The organism is Microcoleus sp. S13_C5, assembly GCF_036700845.1.
GTDB lineage: Bacteria > Cyanobacteriota > Cyanobacteriia > Cyanobacteriales > Microcoleaceae > Microcoleus.
Genome location: NZ_JAUBPR010000069.1, coordinates 17,937 through 35,582, shown reverse-complemented (window position 1 = coordinate 35,582; position 17,646 = coordinate 17,937). Strand labels below are relative to the sequence as shown.

Annotated in this window: 17 protein-coding genes; 9 read left to right on the top strand and 8 right to left on the bottom strand. The window is 45.0% G+C overall.

Going from position 1 to position 17,646, the window contains the following annotated elements; genetic code table 11:
* Positions 1–755: 755 nt before the first annotated feature.
* Positions 756–1,472 carry a GUN4 N-terminal ARM-like repeat domain-containing protein gene (locus QUA04_RS18290; RefSeq protein WP_333258916.1) on the bottom strand — a complete coding sequence of 239 codons (717 nt, stop codon included), beginning with the start codon at positions 1,470–1,472 and terminating at the stop codon, positions 756–758.
* Between QUA04_RS18290 and QUA04_RS18285 the strand changes: the two genes are divergently transcribed.
* Positions 1,471–1,644 carry a hypothetical protein gene (locus tag QUA04_RS18285; protein WP_333258914.1) on the top strand — a complete coding sequence of 58 codons (174 nt, stop codon included), beginning with the start codon at positions 1,471–1,473 and terminating at the stop codon, positions 1,642–1,644. The two genes, QUA04_RS18290 and QUA04_RS18285, sit on opposite strands and share 2 nt — an antisense overlap.
* A gap of 60 nt (positions 1,645–1,704) precedes the next feature.
* On the opposite strand, the gene QUA04_RS18280 is transcribed toward QUA04_RS18285, so the two are convergent.
* Both QUA04_RS18280 and QUA04_RS18275 read right to left on the bottom strand, forming a co-directional pair.
* Positions 1,705–2,277 carry a hypothetical protein gene (locus QUA04_RS18280; protein WP_333258912.1) on the bottom strand — a complete coding sequence of 191 codons (573 nt, stop codon included), beginning with the start codon at positions 2,275–2,277 and terminating at the stop codon, positions 1,705–1,707.
* Positions 2,278–2,552: 275 nt separating this feature from the next.
* Positions 2,553–2,762, bottom strand: coding sequence for a hypothetical protein (locus QUA04_RS18275; protein WP_333258910.1), 210 nt, complete (start codon positions 2,760–2,762; stop codon positions 2,553–2,555).
* A 968-nt stretch (positions 2,763–3,730) separates the two neighbouring features.
* On the opposite strand from QUA04_RS18275, the gene QUA04_RS18270 reads away from it, so the two are divergent.
* The 7 genes from QUA04_RS18270 (at position 3,731) to aroF (ending at position 10,152) form a co-directional block, all read left to right on the top strand.
* Complete coding sequence (locus QUA04_RS18270) at positions 3,731–6,367, top strand: AAA-like domain-containing protein (RefSeq protein WP_333258908.1); 2,637 nt, start codon at positions 3,731–3,733, stop codon at positions 6,365–6,367.
* A gap of 66 nt (positions 6,368–6,433) precedes the next feature.
* Positions 6,434–6,901, top strand: a complete 468-nt coding sequence (locus QUA04_RS29975; RefSeq protein ID WP_445242338.1) for a type II toxin-antitoxin system RelN family antitoxin — start codon at positions 6,434–6,436, stop codon at positions 6,899–6,901.
* Positions 6,891–7,253: a type II toxin-antitoxin system RelE/ParE family toxin gene (locus tag QUA04_RS18260; RefSeq protein WP_333258907.1), complete on the top strand. Its 363-nt coding sequence runs from the start codon at positions 6,891–6,893 to the stop codon at positions 7,251–7,253. Before QUA04_RS29975 ends, QUA04_RS18260 begins: the two co-directional genes overlap by 11 nt.
* An 18-nt stretch (positions 7,254–7,271) precedes the next feature.
* Positions 7,272–7,895 carry a Holliday junction branch migration protein RuvA gene (gene ruvA, locus QUA04_RS18255; protein ID WP_333156680.1) on the top strand — a complete coding sequence of 208 codons (624 nt, stop codon included), beginning with the start codon at positions 7,272–7,274 and terminating at the stop codon, positions 7,893–7,895.
* 150 nt (positions 7,896–8,045) lie between these two features.
* Positions 8,046–8,315: a 30S ribosomal protein S15 gene (gene rpsO / locus QUA04_RS18250; RefSeq protein WP_190661928.1), complete on the top strand. Its 270-nt coding sequence runs from the start codon at positions 8,046–8,048 to the stop codon at positions 8,313–8,315.
* 95 nt (positions 8,316–8,410) lie between these two features.
* Entirely contained in the window at positions 8,411–8,884 is a 474-nt protein-coding gene (locus QUA04_RS18245; protein ID WP_333258904.1) for a PAM68 family protein, read from the top strand.
* A 206-nt stretch (positions 8,885–9,090) separates the two neighbouring features.
* Positions 9,091–10,152, top strand: a complete 1,062-nt coding sequence (gene aroF, locus QUA04_RS18240; protein ID WP_333156678.1) for a 3-deoxy-7-phosphoheptulonate synthase — start codon at positions 9,091–9,093, stop codon at positions 10,150–10,152.
* A 90-nt stretch (positions 10,153–10,242) separates the two neighbouring features.
* Here aroF and QUA04_RS18235 read toward each other — a convergent pair whose 3' ends face one another.
* Complete coding sequence (locus QUA04_RS18235) at positions 10,243–12,846, bottom strand: dynamin family protein (protein ID WP_333258902.1); 2,604 nt, start codon at positions 12,844–12,846, stop codon at positions 10,243–10,245.
* Between the two features lie 1,440 nt (positions 12,847–14,286).
* Here QUA04_RS18235 and acpP point away from each other — a divergent pair.
* Entirely contained in the window at positions 14,287–14,517 is a 231-nt protein-coding gene (gene acpP / locus QUA04_RS18230; protein ID WP_333258918.1) for an acyl carrier protein, read from the top strand.
* A 235-nt stretch (positions 14,518–14,752) separates the two neighbouring features.
* On the opposite strand, the gene QUA04_RS18225 is transcribed toward acpP, so the two are convergent.
* The 4 genes from QUA04_RS18225 to QUA04_RS18210 all read right to left on the bottom strand — a co-directional run bounded on the left by QUA04_RS18225 (position 14,753) and on the right by QUA04_RS18210 (position 17,601).
* Complete coding sequence (locus QUA04_RS18225; protein ID WP_333258900.1) at positions 14,753–15,472, bottom strand: DUF2786 domain-containing protein; 720 nt, start codon at positions 15,470–15,472, stop codon at positions 14,753–14,755.
* 204 nt (positions 15,473–15,676) lie between these two features.
* Positions 15,677–16,894, bottom strand: a complete 1,218-nt coding sequence (locus QUA04_RS18220; RefSeq protein ID WP_333258898.1) for a DUF790 family protein — start codon at positions 16,892–16,894, stop codon at positions 15,677–15,679.
* A 15-nt stretch (positions 16,895–16,909) separates the two neighbouring features.
* On the bottom strand, positions 16,910–17,371 hold the full coding sequence (locus tag QUA04_RS18215) for a DUF3598 family protein (protein WP_333258896.1): 462 nt from the start codon (positions 17,369–17,371) through the stop codon (positions 16,910–16,912).
* 32 nt (positions 17,372–17,403) lie between these two features.
* Positions 17,404–17,601, bottom strand: coding sequence for a hypothetical protein (locus QUA04_RS18210; RefSeq protein WP_333258894.1), 198 nt, complete (start codon positions 17,599–17,601; stop codon positions 17,404–17,406).
* Between the last annotated feature and the right edge of the window lie 45 nt (positions 17,602–17,646).

Below are 17,646 nucleotides of genomic sequence, written 5' to 3'. Positions count from 1 at the left end.
TCTTTCTGTAAAAGTTGTAAGTTATTCATTTTTTTGTCATAATTAAGTATTGCATATAATTGTATCACAGTCTTGATAATGATTTAGGATTGCTATACTTAGATTCACCTACCTTATTATACATAATTAATGGTTTACAAACCATTTGCGATCGCTATATAGGATTGCTATATCGGTCAACGAAATCCTAACATCAGTCAATTTAATAGGTACAACCGATGGAATTACATTTGAGGCTTTTATCATCAGAAAGTTAGTACCAATATTATGGAAAGCGGTTTGTGTAGTTATGGATAATTGTACTATTAATACCGGAGAAGAAGTAGAAAAAGCTATCCAAGAGAAAAGGCAAAATTAATATACATATCGCCCTCTTCCCCGGACTTCTCACCCATTGATAATTTATGGTCAAAAATTAAAAATATTCTCCGTTCTCTCAAGACACCTAATTATCAAGAGTTAGCAAAAGCCATAGAGTTTGTATTTAGTGAAATTACATCAGAAAATATTTGGAATTGGTTTAGTCACTGTCGTTATTGTACCTCATCTTTTTGGTAAAGGCTATATATAAAATTTCCCAACTTTCCTATAAGTACGATCGCCCTTCTCCCTCTATGCCAAAAGTGGAACACGCGTCCCGCCTGTGAATTTCTGTGAATTTCTGCCCCTCAAAAATCCAAATCCCAATTCCCCAAAAACAATAGCGGGGCAGGCCATTCAGCCCGCCCCACCTTCTCCAAAAGCCCCAAAATCATTCACTTTACCCAGGCAGGATGAGCCATCAAAGCCGCAAACGGCTGCACTCCTCGCAACTGATTCGACAGCGGCAAATGCCCTCTCGGCGCGCTCAAATCCCAGATAAACTCCTGCGGGTATCGCGTCCAATTATTCCCCTTTTTCCAGCCAATTAGCGGCCACAATTTATCCCAATTCTTGCCCGAACTCAGCCAAATTTCCCGCTGCACTGAAAAGCCAAATTTGCCTTCGGAATGAACTTTCCACAGCGTATTAATTGTTTGCAAATCCGCCACCGGCAAACTCTCAACTTGCGTAAAATACAGCCACTTTCTCACGGAAGCTGTATCACCAGCCAATTCACAAAGCTTATCTAAAGTCAAGCGATCGGCTTCTTGAAATTCCTGTAACGCCAATAATTGTTGCAGTGGAGTGTAATCAATGTTAGAGTCCGATCCCAGCGGCACAACCCCAGTCGGAAAATTCACTTGCAAAAACTCCGCCACTCTCGGAGAACCAGCACTGTAAAGAATTTGGTAAGCCTTACCCATTACCGCAGTCGGTGCATCTGACTTGCGCTCTAATAAAAATTCCATCAATACATCCCAACCGGAATCTGCTATTTGTTGTTGCAGCAGTTGCAGTTGAGTTTTTTCCGAACCCGACCTCAACTGAGAGCGGAGTTCGGCTGTATCGGCCGCCGAGTCTAGAGGAGAAGTAGAAATCGAGTCAGTCATGAGAAACTATCAGCTATCAGCTATCAGCTATCAGCGATTAGCTGAAGCCCTGGTTTTCCCCCATTGTACAATGGTACTGACTCCGATTCACTTCTCTGTCCTCGGATGCCTGCGCGCAACGCCGCCTGGTTTAGCCGATCGCCCCCACCCTCTTCGCCAATGGCAGCAATAGCAAAAAAGTCTACCATCTGATTTTTACGATCGATGCCATGTCAAAGAGTTTTTCTTGAACCTAGTCGTCCACGATCGAAACCCATGCAGGGAAGGAAGGCGGAAAAAAGTTTATGTCATATTCCGAGTCTTCCCACTCTTTGACCCAAAGCGGCACGGCGCCGGGGCTAGGAGTTGCAGAAAAGGTGCGTTCTTTGACTTCGATCGAGTGAAATAGCTGTTTTAAAGTATCTCCCCGATCCAAAGCTTCGCTGAGGATGTCGTCCAACTCAGGATCGACCCGTTTGACCCGGTTTTTGTCCTCCTCCAGCCACAGAAGTTTCAAAGACTTCAGATCCCTGGGACTGAGGATGCTCTTGTAGTACACGCGCTTAAGGGTCGCTACGGGTTCCAATGAACGTTCGATCCGGCGAATTTGCTGAACTCGCAGGTAGTGCCATTCCGCTAAACGCTTGCGTTCCGAAGGCGGGAGGGTGTCCTTCCCGGCTGCGTGTTTGTAGTCGTATTTAATCAAACTGCAAGCCATATTGGCTAGCAGGTGAATCAACTGTTTTTCTTTAGGAGTCGCCTGACGCCGTTCCTGGGTTCGTGTCAATACGCGCTGTCTGCGGGTAGTTTCGAGAGTATTTTCCATTGGGTTTTTACGATATCAAATACGATTGTGCCAGATCCGAATCCCGAACATCAGAAGGTAAGGAAGTTGATAGGCGGGGAAACTCCACCGACAGACTCGCCTTACCTGTTTATTTTCCCATTCACCGTTCTCTGAAAGTGACCCCCACCGGGATTAGGTAGACTGATATTGGGATCGAGTTTTAACCGCCTCGATCAAAGGCGGTTGCGACAAAAAACGCCACTACAACCACAACCACAACTGCAAAAGAGCGAACTACACAATAGCGCCAATTATTATTTCCTGCCTTTACCGGTTTTTACCTCTTCTTGCTCCCCATCCTCATTCGTTCCAGTGTAGTTAAAGTCGGGACGACTCTCCCAAGCCGTCAAACTGCTGGCTGATGAATGTTGTGGGGCGATCGCTGAAGCGCTGGCGCTGCCTGCCTGGAGAAAGCCGAAGCCAGCCGAGGCAATTACCCCTAATACTAAGATGCTGTTTTTCATGTTCGATGACCCTGATTTCCGTAGATTGACACTTTTTGGCTAACCCGATCTGTCAGAAATGGGTTGATGCAATAGCCCACTTGTCTTCTGATAAATCTGCCTGCCATAATCAATTCAGACAGGCACACCCGCTTGTGATCGGAAACGCCGGAAGTGACGTGTTACTAACGTCCACGATCATCCACCAACCAGATTTTTTTGGGTAGTGGAGCGAAAGCCATCAGGGCGTCGATCCATCAGGGAGTTATGCCATCAGGGTGCTAATCCATCGGGTAGTTAAGCCATCAGGGCGCATCTTCTACAATTAGCCACAGACTTAACTTTTATAGTTGAGTAAGTGGTTAGCCTGGTACTGACAAAGCCTTTAAGAATTAAACTTTTTGTGGATGCATCCTGAAAAGTTTGTTCTGAGGAGTCCCCGAACGCGAAAGCCCGGGGAAAGTCAGCAGCATGGAATTCCATGCAATCTAAGTCAACTAAAAAAACGCAGATTAACGATATCTCCCACTCAAGCAGTCCTCAGCAAAACGCTGGGGTTTTTTATTGGCAGCCATTGCTCAGCCTTTTTCTCCGGCATCCGGCAGGCGGATCTGAAGGCAGAGGGTTGACGGCGCTGTGGTTAGGAGTTTCCCTGCCCACATCATACCACCGGGTGAATTGTTAAAGTATTATTGTAAAAAAATGTGAAAAAAAGGGCGTTTTAGCGTTTTCAATCCGATCGAGTGAAAATTCATCTAATTATGTGAACCAGTGTAAAAAATCAAGTGGCGGGGTACAATTGGGCCGATCGTAGGAGTTGGGGCGAACTCTTGCAAAGATACGGTAAAGATTGACAAGAAGAAAGCTGAGCTAGTAGACAATAGAGAAAGAGGAAGAAAAATTTTCCACCATAGTAAGCGCGCAATAATTCCAATTTGTAACCTTTCGATCGCACAGCATAGGGGCGTAGGATCTTGATGAATTCCCAGATGACAGCATCCGTCAACTCAACGTACCAATATCAAGTCGGAGGATATTTGCCTGCCGGTGCGCCCAGCTATGTCACGCGATCGGCCGACAGCGAACTCTACGAAGGACTCAAAGCCGGAGACTTCTGCTACGTGTTGAGTTCGCCGCAAATGGGAAAGTCCAGCCTGCTCGTGCAAACTGCCAAAAGGTTGCAAGCAGAAGGTACAGTTTTTGCCGCCATCAACTTGAGAAGCATCAGCAGCCCCAATATCTCCCCCCAAAAGTGGTATGCCGCAATCATGTACCGCATGGCAAGCAGTTTGCACCTCACAAACAGGTTTGATGCCATCAAGTGGTGGAACGATCGCGAACTGCTGCCGCCGCTGCAGCGATTGGAGATATTTATCGAAAAAGTTTTGCTCAAGTCACTTCAGCAAAATCTAGTAATTTTCATAGATGACATTGATAGCATCAGCAGCCTAAATTTCAGTACCAGCGATTTTTTTGCTTTGATCCGGGCTTGTTACTCCAAACGGGCAGAGCAACCGGAATACGAGCGCCTGACTTTTGCTGTTATGGGAGTAGCAGCCCCCTCAGAATTGATCCGAGAGCCAAGCTGCAACCCTTTTAATATTGGACGGCAAATTCATTTAAGTCGATTCCAACTGCACGAAAGTTTGCCGCTAGCAAAAGGATTGGCTCTCAAAGCTTTTCGCCCCCAAAAAGTGCTCCAAGAAATATTAGCTTGGACGGGCGGGCAACCGTTTCTTACTCAAAAAGTTTGCCAGTTGGTACTTGAATACGGGCCTTTTATTGGCCGAAATTCCGAAGCTCAGCAGGTTGAAAAACTGGTCAAACACAGAATTATTAAAAATTGGGAAGAAGAAGACGAACCCCAACATTTGATACCCATACGCGATCGCATTTTCCATAGCCACTGCGACCTTACACGGCTGTTAACGCTGTACCAGCAAGCTTTGCAACCGCCCAAGTCAACAAAACCGGGGGAATCCCAGGGAGTACCAGCAGATTACTCTCCCGAAAAAATCGAATTGCAACTGTCAGGACTGGTTGTTAAATCTCACGGTAAATTAATAGTTGCCAACCAAATTTATCAGTCAGTTTTTAATCGATTCTGGGTGGAAAAAGAGCTGGGAAAATTGGCTCCATACCACTCCGCGCTAGCAGCATGGCTGGCTTCAGACCGCGAAGATGAATCGCTGTTATTGACGGGGGAAAGTTTGCAGTCAGCTTTGGATTGGGCTGCGAACAAACAATTAAGCCAAGAACACTATTGGTTCTTGAATCCTGATCGAACTTTTGGGGAAAAACCGACACTCGTTGTCGCAGAAGTTGCAGACAGCAGCGTAGACACCGATGCAGACAGCCGCATCCTGACCCCCCCCTCAGAGAGTGTTCCAACTGCCAGTAACGAACAGAGATTGTACGATCACATCGTCTCCTGCGTGGAAACAGAATCCCCCGCACAGGTGATCGAGCGGTTCCGAAAGCTATTTATCGACGGCATGGGCTATCCAGATCGAGAGATTGAAGCAACTTTGTATAGTATAGTCTCCGTCAAGCGATCGGAGCAGGACTTTAAATATCTGCTCCACCGCTGCTGCTACATCCCGATCAACCGCTGGCAATTGAATTCCCAAAACCAATTCGCGATCGCCAAGTTGGTAGCTTTATTTAAGCAGACTTCTCCCCGATTCGGGATGGAATTTTACATAGTCAAGCGCTTGCAAGAACAAATAAAATTCTTTACTAAAAGTGAAGAATTCCAGACCATAGAGCGCTTAGTAAAAGCCTTAGATAGAGAGGCGGAACAGCAGAAACAAGATACAGATTCTCCTTTAGGCGAATTGATATGCCGGTATCCTTATTTGTACGGCCATTCTCTACTGAGCAAGGACAGCATTGAGGAAGACCAACAAACCATCCAAAAACTGGCATTTCAAAGACAGCGACAATTTGAAACACATTTGTCTCAATATTTGAATTATATGGTTGAGCCGAGACAGACAGAAATAGGAATTGTGCAGCGGGCGCCTAATCCCACACTTTTGAACGATGCAGAACTGCACTTAGCGGTCAGGGAATTTGCCGGAAAAGTAGCAGGCGATCGCAGCTACAAAGAAGCAGCTCAATTTTTCCTGAGAGATTCCCGACAAACTCCATCTTACGCCTCATTTAAAGTTGATTTATATGAATATTTAATATCGTCGATCGAACCAGAATACGGCGGGCGTCAATTTAATGACCGTTTGTACAAACAAATCAAAAATACATTGCGAGAAAATGACTCGGTGAAATTCAATAATCCATTGTTAGTTCGTACTTGCCACCAGTTGTTCAACTTCTTAGTAGTGGAAAATTCCCAACATCCTAGCCACTACGTTTTTTACGACTTGGTATACAACCTCGGCGCCAGCAGGACAATGGGTTTACTGCTGAAACTTGTACTGCTTTCGGGCAAAGTCAAACCCGAGTTAGAAAAGCGATTTTCTATTTTGTTTAATCACTATGAAGGTAAAGCTTCTAATGAAATTATGTGGTTTGTCAAATCGTTGGAAAATTTCAATGTGGCTTTGGTTATGAATTTTGGTAAGACGGATTTGTCTTTGGTTAAACAGCAGCTTATTTTGACTTAAAAAAACAAACTCCCTGGTGCAGAGTTATATAATAGTATAAATTTCAAAAAAATCCAGGTAAAACAAATGAAAGCCTTTGAAGTCACAGGAACGATCGACGAAAAAGGTCAATTAATTCTCGATCGACCTTTAACCGCAGAAACTCCCGGCCGCGTGCGAATCATCGTTCTTCTTCCCGAACCTACAGATGAAGATGAAGACGACCCCGACGATACTCCAGTTGAAGAAGTAAAAGCTAGTCTCAGAAGATCATTGCAGCAAGCCAAAGCCGGACAAACGAGATTAATCTCGGAACTGTGGGAGAGAATCGATGCCGAAAAAGGTCAATTATTGCTCGATCGACCTTTAACACTCGGTATTTCCGCTCTTCTACGAATTATTCTCCTTTCCAAACCTATAGATGAATCTGAAGAAGATCCAGATGATACTCCAGTTGCAGAAATAAAAGCCAGTCTCAAAAGAGCGTTGCAGGAAGCTAAAACAGGGCAGCGAATACCTCTTTCTCAAATGTGGGAGGGCATCGATGTCGAATGAATCCCAGCTCGTTCAGATCGATTTAACGCCTGAGTATAAGCGAAATTTGCGTGAATTATCCAAACGATTTCGCCAAATCCGGCTAGATACGGGGCCAGTAATTGAGCAACTACAGGCTGGCAATTTTATTGGCGATCGCATTCCTGGAATGGGGGAAGATTATATCATCTTAAAAGTCCGGGTGAAAAACAGCAACATCCAAAAAGGAAAAAGTGCAGGATATCGCATGATTTATCAGATTGAATCGCCCGTCAGCGTACTTTTGTTAACCATTTACTCAAAATCAGATCGAACAGATATCAGTCTCAACGAAATCCGCAACATCATCGCCGAGTTTGACGAAAACGAATAGCGGTGTATTATAAACTCTATGATTAGCTATCTCAAAGGCACAGTCGCCGATATCGCCAAAGGCAGCAACCGCGTCATATTGACTCTCGAAGTCAATCAAATCGGCTATGAAATCCAAATTTTGCCCCGCGTGACCGGTCAATTGCCAGCCTCCGGCGAAGTCGCCCAAATCTTTACCCACCAGCAAGTTAAAGAAGACCAAATCGTATTGTACGGTTTTGGCAGCGCGGCAGAACGCGATTTGTTTCGGCAGTTGACGAGTGTCAGCGGTGTGGGTGCTCAACTGGCGATCGCACTTCTCGATACTTTAGGATTGCAAGATTTAGTCCAGGCGATCGTCGGCGGTAACACCCGCATCCTCGCCAAAACCCCGGGCGTAGGTACAAAAACCGCAGAACGTCTCGCCCTGGAACTCAAAAGCAAACTCTCGGAATGGCGCCAGCAAGCAGGTTTGACAACTTCAGTCGCCGCCGGAGTCCCCCCAGCTATTCAAGAAGAAGTCGAGATGATCCTGCTGGCGATGGGATACACTGGGGCTGAAGTCTTGCAAGCGCTGCAAACTCTCAGTCAAGACAGCACTTTGTCCGCCAAAGGTGATGCGGATGATTGGATACGTGAGGCGATCGCCTATTTGAGCCGATAATCCCCTACCCGATCCAGAAACCGGGAAGAAAAACCAAAAATCTGCCGGGTCAACAAACCCATCCGTGGCAAAAATTTTATCGTTGTTATGCTTCCCCTGTGATAACATAGGAGATTGTGACAATCGTACAAAAAAAACTAAAATCAATTCATGGCTCTTACACAACAGCGCAAACAAGAAATCATGGGCGACTTCCAAACCCATGAAACTGATACAGGCTCAGCAGATGTCCAAGTCGCCATGCTGACCGATCGCATCACGAAACTCAGCGCCCACCTGAAAATCAACCAAAAAGACTTCGCCTCCCGGCGCGGTTTGATGATGATGATCAGCCGCCGCAAGCGCCTGCTGGCATACATCCAAAGGGAAAATGTCGATCGCTACAAAGCATTGATTGCCCGTCTAGGCATTCGCGGCTAAACACCAAAGCCAAAATTTGCGACAATATTCTTTAATCTTGGACAAACACCAAGACTTATTGAAAAATGTTCGAGATTTCAGGTTAGAGATAAAATATGTCCTCCGAACCACCCCGCAAGCGCTTGCCCTTTGAACCGGCAACAAATCGTAAAAAAACGCCTAAAAAGCCCCCAGAACCCCAAGCAAGCGTAGCCTTAGAGTCGGATTCTGCCGACAAGCAGCCGAAAGCTAACAAAACCGGAAAACAGGCGCAATCCATCCCAGAAGTAGTCAGCCAACGCATGATATCTCGCATAGCGGTATTCTGCGGCATACCGACCCTGCTGGGAATTTGCACATTTTTTGTAAGCTATTTGGTAGTCAGCAAGGGCTTGTTTGATTTGCCCAACACAGCAGTATTGCTGGTAAGCATGGGCTGTTTTGGTCTAGGCGTTCTGGGATTAAGCTACGGAGTCCTCTCGGCTTCCTGGGATGAAGAAGTTTCAGGAAGCACTCTGGGGTGGGAAGAATTTAATACCAATTTTGGACGGATGCGAGAAGCGTGGCGCGCCGCGAAGCCAAAAAGTTAGTTATTAGTTATTAGTCATTAGTCATTAGCTAACAACTAAGCTGTTAACCATTAGCGAGTTTGTGTTTGGGGAGGGAACAAGAACCCGCCCCACAACAATGCTAACCATACTGATATAAATAGATTCTCGATCGCCATTGCATCTATTTTTTTCAGTGCATCAGAGTCATCATCCGTTTCTAGCCCAACAGAAAAGGCAAAAAAAATATGATTATTGTAATGAAAGCCGGCACTCCAGAAGCCGAGATCGATCGCATCGACGAAGAGCTCCGCACTAGCTGGGGTTTGATACCAGAAAAAATTGTCGGCCGTTACAAAACCGTCATGGGTTTGGTAGGCGACACCGTTGAGCTCGAACCCATGCAACTGCGCGAAATGAGCACCTGGATTGAAGAAGTGCTGCGCGTGGAAAAACCCTACAAACGCGCTTCTCTGGAGTACCGCCAAGGAGAAGCCAGCGAAGTAGCGGTTGCTACTCCTTTAGGAACTGTAATGATCGGCTTGCACCACCCGATCGCGATCGTAGCAGGCCCTTGCTCGGTCGAAAACGAAGAAATGATCGTCGAAACGGCAATGCGCGTCAAAGCTGCTGGAGCTCATTTTCTCCGTGGTGGCGCGTACAAACCGAGAACTTCCCCCTATGCTTTCCAAGGCCACGGCGAGAGTGCTTTGGGATTGCTAGCTGCGGCGCGGGAAGCTAGCGGTTTGGGAATTATCACCGAAGTTATGGATGCGGCGGACTTAAGTGCGATCGTAGAAGTAGCCGACGTAATCCAAGTCGGGGCGAGAAATATGCAGAATTTCTCACTGTTGAAGAAAGTCGGAGCTCAAGACAAACCTGTTTTGCTGAAGCGCGGCATCTCGGCCACCATTGAAGAATGGTTGATGGCTGCTGAGTATATCATGGCTTCTGGCAATCCGAACGTGATTTTGTGCGAGCGCGGAATTCGCGGGTATGACAGGCAATATACGCGGAATACGCTAGATTTGTCGGCAGTGCCAGTATTGCGGACTCTGACTCACTTACCGATTATGGTTGACCCGAGTCACGGCACCGGTTGGGCGCAGTTTGTACCGTCGATGGCCTTTGCTTCGATCGCCTCTGGTACAGATTCGCTGATGATTGAAGTGCACCCGAATCCGAAAAAAGCTTTGTCTGACGGGCCGCAATCTTTAACACCGGATCAGTTCGACAAGTTGATGGAAGAATTGGCGGTGATTGGTAAAGTCATGGGACGTTGGCCGCAGCCCGTGCCAGTTTTGGCATAGAAATCGCACTCATAAGTAGGTCATTGCCAAAAAAACCATAGTATTCACAAGGTACTATGGTTTTTTTGCGCTTACCCGTTACTCATTGAATTAGCGATCGCTTTGATTTAAGATTGTTTCAATTTGATTTTTTACTTGTTCGAGTTCTCGACGTTTGTCAGCCAGCCACACTTTTTGGGACTCGCATTCTGCTTGATTTTGGCGATCGCGCTTTTCCTGCTGTTCTAACAAATTCTCCCACAGCGAGATAGCTTTTGACATCGCATCGCTATTCGCATCAGCGCGATCGTTAAATACTGCAATAACTCTTTCTTGTACCTTCTCAAAAATAGACTCTGCCGATTCACCAAATTTCTCAAAGCCTAATTCACAAACTTTTTCCTTAATCTGGTTATGAATTCCATCAACATCTAGCATTCCCAATCCAAATGCACCACCTCCACCAGCAGCTAAGGCACCCAAAATAATTGGAATAATACCAACTCCTCCAAACAGCAATCCCGCCGCTACTAATCCACCAAGGCCTAAACCGCCAAGATAACCTCCAGGACCTCCAATATCTGAGATCGATGAAGCGATACCGCTTCCACCGATCCCAATTCCGCCCAGATCACCTGCGATCGCCAAATTATTAAATTGACTGACAAGGTTACTACTCAGTTGCTTATCGAAATTTTGAAACTCCAGCCTAATTGCATAAATATCTTCATTGATTTGGTTATTTAAAACAGCCACATTTTGTTGTAAAATTGCTTTGACTTTTTGACTTGCCCAATCTTCTATTTCTTTCGTCATGTCTAGGACAAATTGATTAGAATAATCTTTAATCAATTTGTTTTGACTCCAAATATGGTTATGTCCGGAAGTCCAGCGATGACTTTTTGATCCCAAACGTTGTCCCAATCCTTCCGCCCATTTATGCCAAGATTCAATAGCTTCTTCTAAAGACTGCTCCATCAATTCATTAGCTAAAAATCTAATTTTAACCTCGCGACCGCTTACTTCCGCCATTTGTTCAAATATTTTCTGCTTATCTCCTTGATCAACTGTCAATTTTCCCTCTAACATTTCCTCCCATTGATTCAATTCCTCACAACCAGTGTCAATAATTTGCTTAATTCCGGCGGCGGACTGCCGAAGTGCGATCGCCCCCCGTTCAACAGTCAGAAATTTCTCAATCGAATCAGTAAAACCCTGAAAAGATTTTAGATAATCATCATTTTCATTTCCTTCTAAAATCGCCTCCAATGCAGATTGAGCAGAAATAAAATGAATCCGGTTTTCACCAGCAATCAAATTTTGACTCTTAACAATCGTTTCTACCCTTTTTCGTACCTGCTGGCGACTCTCTTCCCGCCGCAGCAAATCGAAAAAATTAACTACCATAAAAATATTACCCGCGCCTTCGTTATTGCCATAATTGAGTTCTTTTTTCAAGTACAAAAGCAGTTCCCGCTCTTTCTCCGTTAAAGCATTTTGAGCATGAGTTAAGAAAATAACCGCATCAGTTGTTTTGAGAACCTGTTGGGTGACTAATGTGCGTTCGGCTTGTTCGTTCAACCCAGGAGAATCAATAATTTCTACCCCATTGCGGCACAACTCTAAGTCGGGATGTTCAAAAACGATTTCGGCAATTTCCGACTTGGCAATTTCTTCATCGGCATAAGAACCATAAGCGGCTTCTTCCGAAATCGAAGCTTTCTCTTGATATTGTGCAGGTGGAATTTCTTCCTCTCGTCCATTTTTGTAGCGACAAATAACCCGGCGCTGTGAACCATATTTCAAAATGGTCACATTACCGCTACAGGGAATATCGCGCACTGGTTGGATTTCCTCACCGAGTAAAGCATTGAGTAAAGTTGATTTGCCTTTACTAAACTCGCCGACAACAGCAACGCGAAAACATGGAGATTGCAATCTCTGAGATACTTTGGTTATTTCTTCGGCTAAAGTAGGAGATAGCACGTTGCGATCGCTTCCATCTTGCAGAGTTAAACATAGTTTTCCACAAACAGCATCCAGTTGTTGTCGGTACAGTTGAAATTTTTTCAACTCTTGATAGGACGAAACTGACTGTTTTTGATTTGTTTTGTGTTTCGGTTTTGCTGGTAAATGTCCGATAATGTGACTGGCAGCACGGACAAACATAGAATCGAGAGATTGAAATTGCGCTGGATCTAGTAACGAGTGGAGTTCTGTTAAAGCTGCTGTATCGCTTATTGCTTGACTGCTAAAACTGGCTTCCAAAACAGTCAAAAATCGCCCAGCGATTCCGAGTTTGTTGGCGACAATCGTCAAATACTCTTTTTCGCGTTTATCTATTGTCCCATCTGCCGCCGACATTTGATACCCAAAACTAATCAGCAGCAGTTTTTCCTCCTCAGAAAAACACGCTGTCAGCGCCAGCAACGCGGTCAATTTCTTGTAAACTTGCTGTTCCCGCACGCTCTTAACCATCGGCATTACCAATGGGCGCAAATTGTTGTTAGCGGGAATAAGTTCCGTAAAAGTTGTCCGCAATCGCTGCGTTTCCTCAGCACTTACCGTACCGTCGGCATGAATGACTCCCAGCAACACCGTTATCAGCCCCGCCAGGAAAAGCACAGGCGGAGTAATATCCTCTTTTCGGAGGTTTTGCCCTGTCAGTCGGGAAATAAGCTCAACCGTTTGTGAACTAATTAGTGAAGTGTCCATTTTCGGCGTCTATTTATAATTTTTTTTATTTAATCTATCATAAGAGATAAGTTATTCTTTGGTATGCTACCGGGGTAAAAAGTAATGATGAACTTTGTATTTCCCGCAGCGGTACAGGCTGCGATCGAGGCTGGCAAGTACGTACAAGTGTTTACATCGGCTGGAGTGCCGATCGGCATGGCGAGAGATGCAGCGACAGGAGAGTTCGTAGCCCATGCCGTTGGCGCAGCCCTCAACAACAGCCCGCTATCGCCGTTAGTCTCGCCGTTGCAGTTTGCGATGCAAGGCTTGCAGATGCAACAAATGCACATGGGCTTTCAAGCCGTCCAAGCGAGTTTGGGCGTGCTGCAAGCGACAACAGCCGTCATTGGTGTGGGAACTGTGGCTGGGGTAGCCTTGTCAGCGGTGAATTTGCACCAGACATTGAAACTAAAAAAAGCGGTAGAAAGGCTGGAAGTTAAAGTAGAAAATGGTTTCATCAATTTAGAACAACTTTTGAAAGGCCAAGGCGCGGAAATTAAGCAATTACTTTCGGAAGTGGTTGCAGATATAAAATTTGAGAACCATCGCCTAGTCTTAGTGCGGGCTTACGGGTTATTTAATCAAGCAATTCAACGAATGCGATCGGCTTTGCAAATTCAAGACATTAACCGTCGCAATGCTGAAATTGACGCAGCGCGGGGGATGTTGTTTGAAGCTTTAGCAGACTACAGAAATCCGCATTTATTAGAAGAAACTTGTGCGGCGGGACAGTTGCGGCGGTTAGAGTGCAGTTGGGCGATCGAGCAAAGTATTATCGGCACGTATCAGGTGCAAAATGAATTTGGTGCTGCGGGCGATCGGCTTTCTCAACTTCAACAACAAATCCGTCAAGATGGCCTCGATATCATACAATGCTGTGACTCTGACGAAGAGCTTGATTTTCTATTTCCTGAAATCACCCGAATTCACAATCACGATTTAGCCGCCTTAGACATTTGGCTTAATCAGATTGAATGGACTAAAGCTTTGCCCGAAAGTGAGCTAAAACAGTTACAGAGTAAAGATTTTACTAATGCAAAGTTTTCATCAAGCGGTGATAAAAAATCAGCAACAACAGCTTCAGCAATACCGGATGAACAGTTGTTTTATGAAAATTTGCGGCCTAAGTCTCATTTTTATTCTCTTCGGACTCAACTGGAATTAATGCTCGATCCGCGGCAGCGTCCAGAGTATGAAAATTATATCATTCAGCAAGGGGAAATAGCGGGTCATAAAAGTTTAGTATCGTCGAACTTGGAAAAAGCGTCTGATTTTGCTGTTGCTAATCTGTTTTACTATTTCAGAGTCCGGGATGAATCGGAAGACGAATCAGAATTAGATCCTGATGAAACTACAACTGATACCACTACTCCTAACGTTTTTGCTGAATCTTCCCCAAGTGGTAAGGTTAAGCAGCAAATCTATGAAAAAGTCAAAGCCGTTGTTGCCAAGCAACTAGAAGTTGATGCAAGTGAAGTCACCATCAACGCTAATTTTGCCAATGATTTAGGAGCCGATTCTCTCGATGCAGTAGAGCTAATTATGGCGATCGAGGAGGAATTCGACATTGAAATTCCCGATGAAGTTGCCGAGCAAATTAGTACCGTTCAACAGGCTGTTGATTACATTTACAAAAAAGTTGATGTTTAAAAAGCCAAGACAGTAACCAACTTCAAATTCCTGAAACAACAGAAGCTCAGATTCAAGATGATTCCCAAACTATGAAATAATTTGGGTTAACTTCAGATTCAGGAATATTTAATTGCGATGATGGCTTGTCAGAAACGTGCATCATGCTCAACTTTTCAGTGTACAAACTGACCTAATTTGTAATTTGCTTTAATTTTACCCCTGTTTTGATTATCCATCAATTACTATCGAGAACTCAAAGACATTCATTAAGTTGTTTCATATCCCCTTGCGGCTGCACTTGCTTGTGCAAACTAATTTTGTCGCCCACTTCATACCCCGAATTAAAACCCGCCGCGCTGCTGACTTGAGAATCTGTTCTCGTTCTAATTTTAACCCCTCGGCCCTCTAGATAATCCGCGATCGCCTGTTGATTTTTCTCAAACATCGATCGCACTACAATCGCTGGAGTCGCCGCCACATCGCCCGAACCCGGAATCCCCGACTCTTCCATCTCCTGTTTTTGTTCCAACAATCTTTGTCTCAACCTTGTCGCGCATCCAACCCGAAAAGCATTCAGATACGCCAACCCCCTGCCGTTTCCTTTGCGGTATTTAGCCCTTTTTTCAATTGCCGAACTCAAATACTCGTACAGGTGTTTACAAACAATCAGGTTTGTAGAAGTTCCCACCAAAAACATACTGCCATTATAAGTGTTTCGCATGGCATTGCAACCGTTAGCGTCGGCAATTCCTGAAAGCAGCATCATTTTCCAAGTGACAAATTTCGATGTTGTTTCAACTGAGTTTTCGTCAATCTCTTCTTGGTGATTTGGCCCTAAATCCGCGAGGCTGAGATTGTACTGTGCCAGTAAAAGGGAAGCTTTTTCGGCCGCAGCAGTCGATTCGTTTTCATTGGATGAGGTGGCGAGGGCTAACAGCTTTTTGATTCTTTCGACAATACTTGTGTCTGCCATTTTTCAATCGGTTTTAGGGTGAGAGTAAGCGGTGGCAAGGATTCGGGTGAATTCCCATTTTAGTATAGCTGGGAATGTGCGAGATTTTTTGAGGAGGATTTTTTTGAACCGCAGAGGGCGCAGAGGGCGCAGAGAGAGAGAGAGAGAAAGAAAGAAAGAAAGAAAGAAAGAAAGAAAGAAGTTTGCAACTGATGCGCGGATTGGTTACTCTTCGAGGACTTCCAGGACTGATTTGGGCAACAATTTATCTTTAAACCAGACTACTTTTGCTGGCACGTCATTTACATTCACCCCGGCTTTTTCTAAATTCAGCCGTTCGGAAATAGCTAAAATCAAGTGTTCGCATTCAGACTTCTGTACTTGTGCAAATTTCTTTTGCAGATACTCCGGCCGCCAATAGCCAACTATTTCTAATAAAAATACTCGCCCGTCGGGATGCACTAACCGAAAGTCGGGAATCATCACACTACCTGGAATCGGAATTAAATCAACTTCTCGCTCTAGTTGCCACTCGGTTTTTGTGGAATTCCATCTTTCAGCAAATGCGGCTTCTAACATACTATCATAAGGCTTGCCTGGGGGATAGTGGCTGACTAAACCGCAGTCGGAATTTAGGGTAAATTTACCTGTTTTCAAAACGCCACTAAAAGGATCTTTTGTGTGCAGTGTCGAGTGCATACTCCATTTGGTGACGTGCAGCAGTGCCGGCAGCATTTTCGCCAGGGCTAAGCCGTAGCGGGTGCTGGGTTTAAATAAGCTTGTAGGGCCGTCTATTGTGAGTGTAAAACCGTGGTCTGCATCGCCTTCGATGTAAGTCATTAATTGAAATAGTTTCAGATAGCGAAATAATAGTTTGTATTCTCCTGGATCGTTGCGGTGGGCGGTTAATTGGACTTGACTTGCTCGGTAAAATATGCCTTGAACTTGAGAAAGATTGTATTTGTGAAGCAAGTTTTCGGGTGTTGGTGCATTAAACTCAGTGAGGATTTTGTTTTCGTTTAAATCCGCGTATAAACCTGTAGTGATTTCGTGAGGCAAAACTTCTCTGTTTAACTCTTGGCTGAGTTCACTTGCTACTTTTTCCAGGGTTAATTGGGTGGATTGAGGGCTGGGAGTCGATCGGGCAGACAAGGCAAAAACCCGCTGTCTCAACTCTGAGGGTTCTAGGGGACTGATGACTTCCAAGGTGCAGAAACCGCCTTTCAGCAGGTGCGCTAATCCCCGTTTCAGGCGATAATCCGGGCTGTCGCCTTCTAATTCTAGCAAGCGTCCGTCGAGCTCGCCTTGGGTTTTGCCGATCGACTCTTGAAAGCAGTCGATCATTTCCTTCGCTGCTTCTAAGTTTTTAGCATCTATCTTGAGGCGGAGAGGAATAATTGATTCTCCGTTTTGGCGGTGACTTAATAAATCAGTTGGTAACATAAGCAGTGAAAAGTTTTACTCAATTCTTCGTTCAACAATTACCATAACCCCCCTAAGTTTTCCCTCTTCTGTCAAGCTTTGGGTAGTCCGAATTCGGCGATCGGGACTGACAAGATGGATGGTTTCAACCGCCCTCATCAAGCCAGTTGCTTTGTCCCATACTTGAAAAATTATCAAATCATCTCCAACTTCTGTCGCTAGTGTATTGTAGTTCGGAAAAACCGAGTCCCGACCTTCAATTTGCACTTGCCCTTCGCCGACAACATAACCCACAAAATTTTGGGTTTCACTCTGGCCATTGGCATAAGTTTGAAGGTTAGTTTGCCTCCACTCGTTATCAACTATTTTCTGGGTTACTACTGCTGTAAAGCGCCTGGTTTCTTTGCAGTCGGCATCGAGTATTGTCCAGTCACCCTCCCAAACTCCTGTATGTTTGGGGAAAATTTTAAAGTTAGTTAGTTGTGCAGTTTCGCTCATTTTTAGGTAAACTAAATTAGTTAATGTTGAGATTATACACTAATTGGGCAATCTTCAATCTTCCTTGGAATCATCATTTTTTTTACCCCATCTTGCGGGTGATTCTGCTGCTTTTTTAGTCGCCTCTCGTTGACTCCGTAAATGGGTGTGGGTTTGACAGTTTCTAATTTATGATATTCTGGCTTGGGCGGTTCTATTTGTGTTTGTGGTTGGGGTTGGTGAGGCTGCATTCCTCCTCTGCGGCGTTGGGATGTTCTTCGTCGCGAAGTACGCGA

Coding starts and splice junctions, on each gene's coding strand:
- QUA04_RS18285 (WP_333258914.1), top strand. CDS start 1,471: ATGAGAAACTATCAGCTATCAGCTATCAGCTATCAGCGATTAGCTGAA.
- QUA04_RS18290 (WP_333258916.1), bottom strand. CDS start 1,472: ATGACTGACTCGATTTCTACTTCTCCTCTAGACTCGGCGGCCGATACA.
- QUA04_RS18280 (WP_333258912.1), bottom strand. CDS start 2,277: ATGGAAAATACTCTCGAAACTACCCGCAGACAGCGCGTATTGACACGA.
- QUA04_RS18275 (WP_333258910.1), bottom strand. CDS start 2,762: ATGAAAAACAGCATCTTAGTATTAGGGGTAATTGCCTCGGCTGGCTTC.
- QUA04_RS18270 (WP_333258908.1), top strand. CDS start 3,731: ATGACAGCATCCGTCAACTCAACGTACCAATATCAAGTCGGAGGATAT.
- QUA04_RS29975 (WP_445242338.1), top strand. CDS start 6,434: ATGAAAGCCTTTGAAGTCACAGGAACGATCGACGAAAAAGGTCAATTA.
- QUA04_RS18260 (WP_333258907.1), top strand. CDS start 6,891: ATGTCGAATGAATCCCAGCTCGTTCAGATCGATTTAACGCCTGAGTAT.
- ruvA (WP_333156680.1), top strand. CDS start 7,272: ATGATTAGCTATCTCAAAGGCACAGTCGCCGATATCGCCAAAGGCAGC.
- rpsO (WP_190661928.1), top strand. CDS start 8,046: ATGGCTCTTACACAACAGCGCAAACAAGAAATCATGGGCGACTTCCAA.
- QUA04_RS18245 (WP_333258904.1), top strand. CDS start 8,411: ATGTCCTCCGAACCACCCCGCAAGCGCTTGCCCTTTGAACCGGCAACA.
- aroF (WP_333156678.1), top strand. CDS start 9,091: ATGATTATTGTAATGAAAGCCGGCACTCCAGAAGCCGAGATCGATCGC.
- QUA04_RS18235 (WP_333258902.1), bottom strand. CDS start 12,846: ATGGACACTTCACTAATTAGTTCACAAACGGTTGAGCTTATTTCCCGA.
- QUA04_RS18225 (WP_333258900.1), bottom strand. CDS start 15,472: ATGGCAGACACAAGTATTGTCGAAAGAATCAAAAAGCTGTTAGCCCTC.
- QUA04_RS18220 (WP_333258898.1), bottom strand. CDS start 16,894: ATGTTACCAACTGATTTATTAAGTCACCGCCAAAACGGAGAATCAATT.
- QUA04_RS18215 (WP_333258896.1), bottom strand. CDS start 17,371: ATGAGCGAAACTGCACAACTAACTAACTTTAAAATTTTCCCCAAACAT.
- QUA04_RS18210 (WP_333258894.1), bottom strand. CDS start 17,601: ATGCAGCCTCACCAACCCCAACCACAAACACAAATAGAACCGCCCAAG.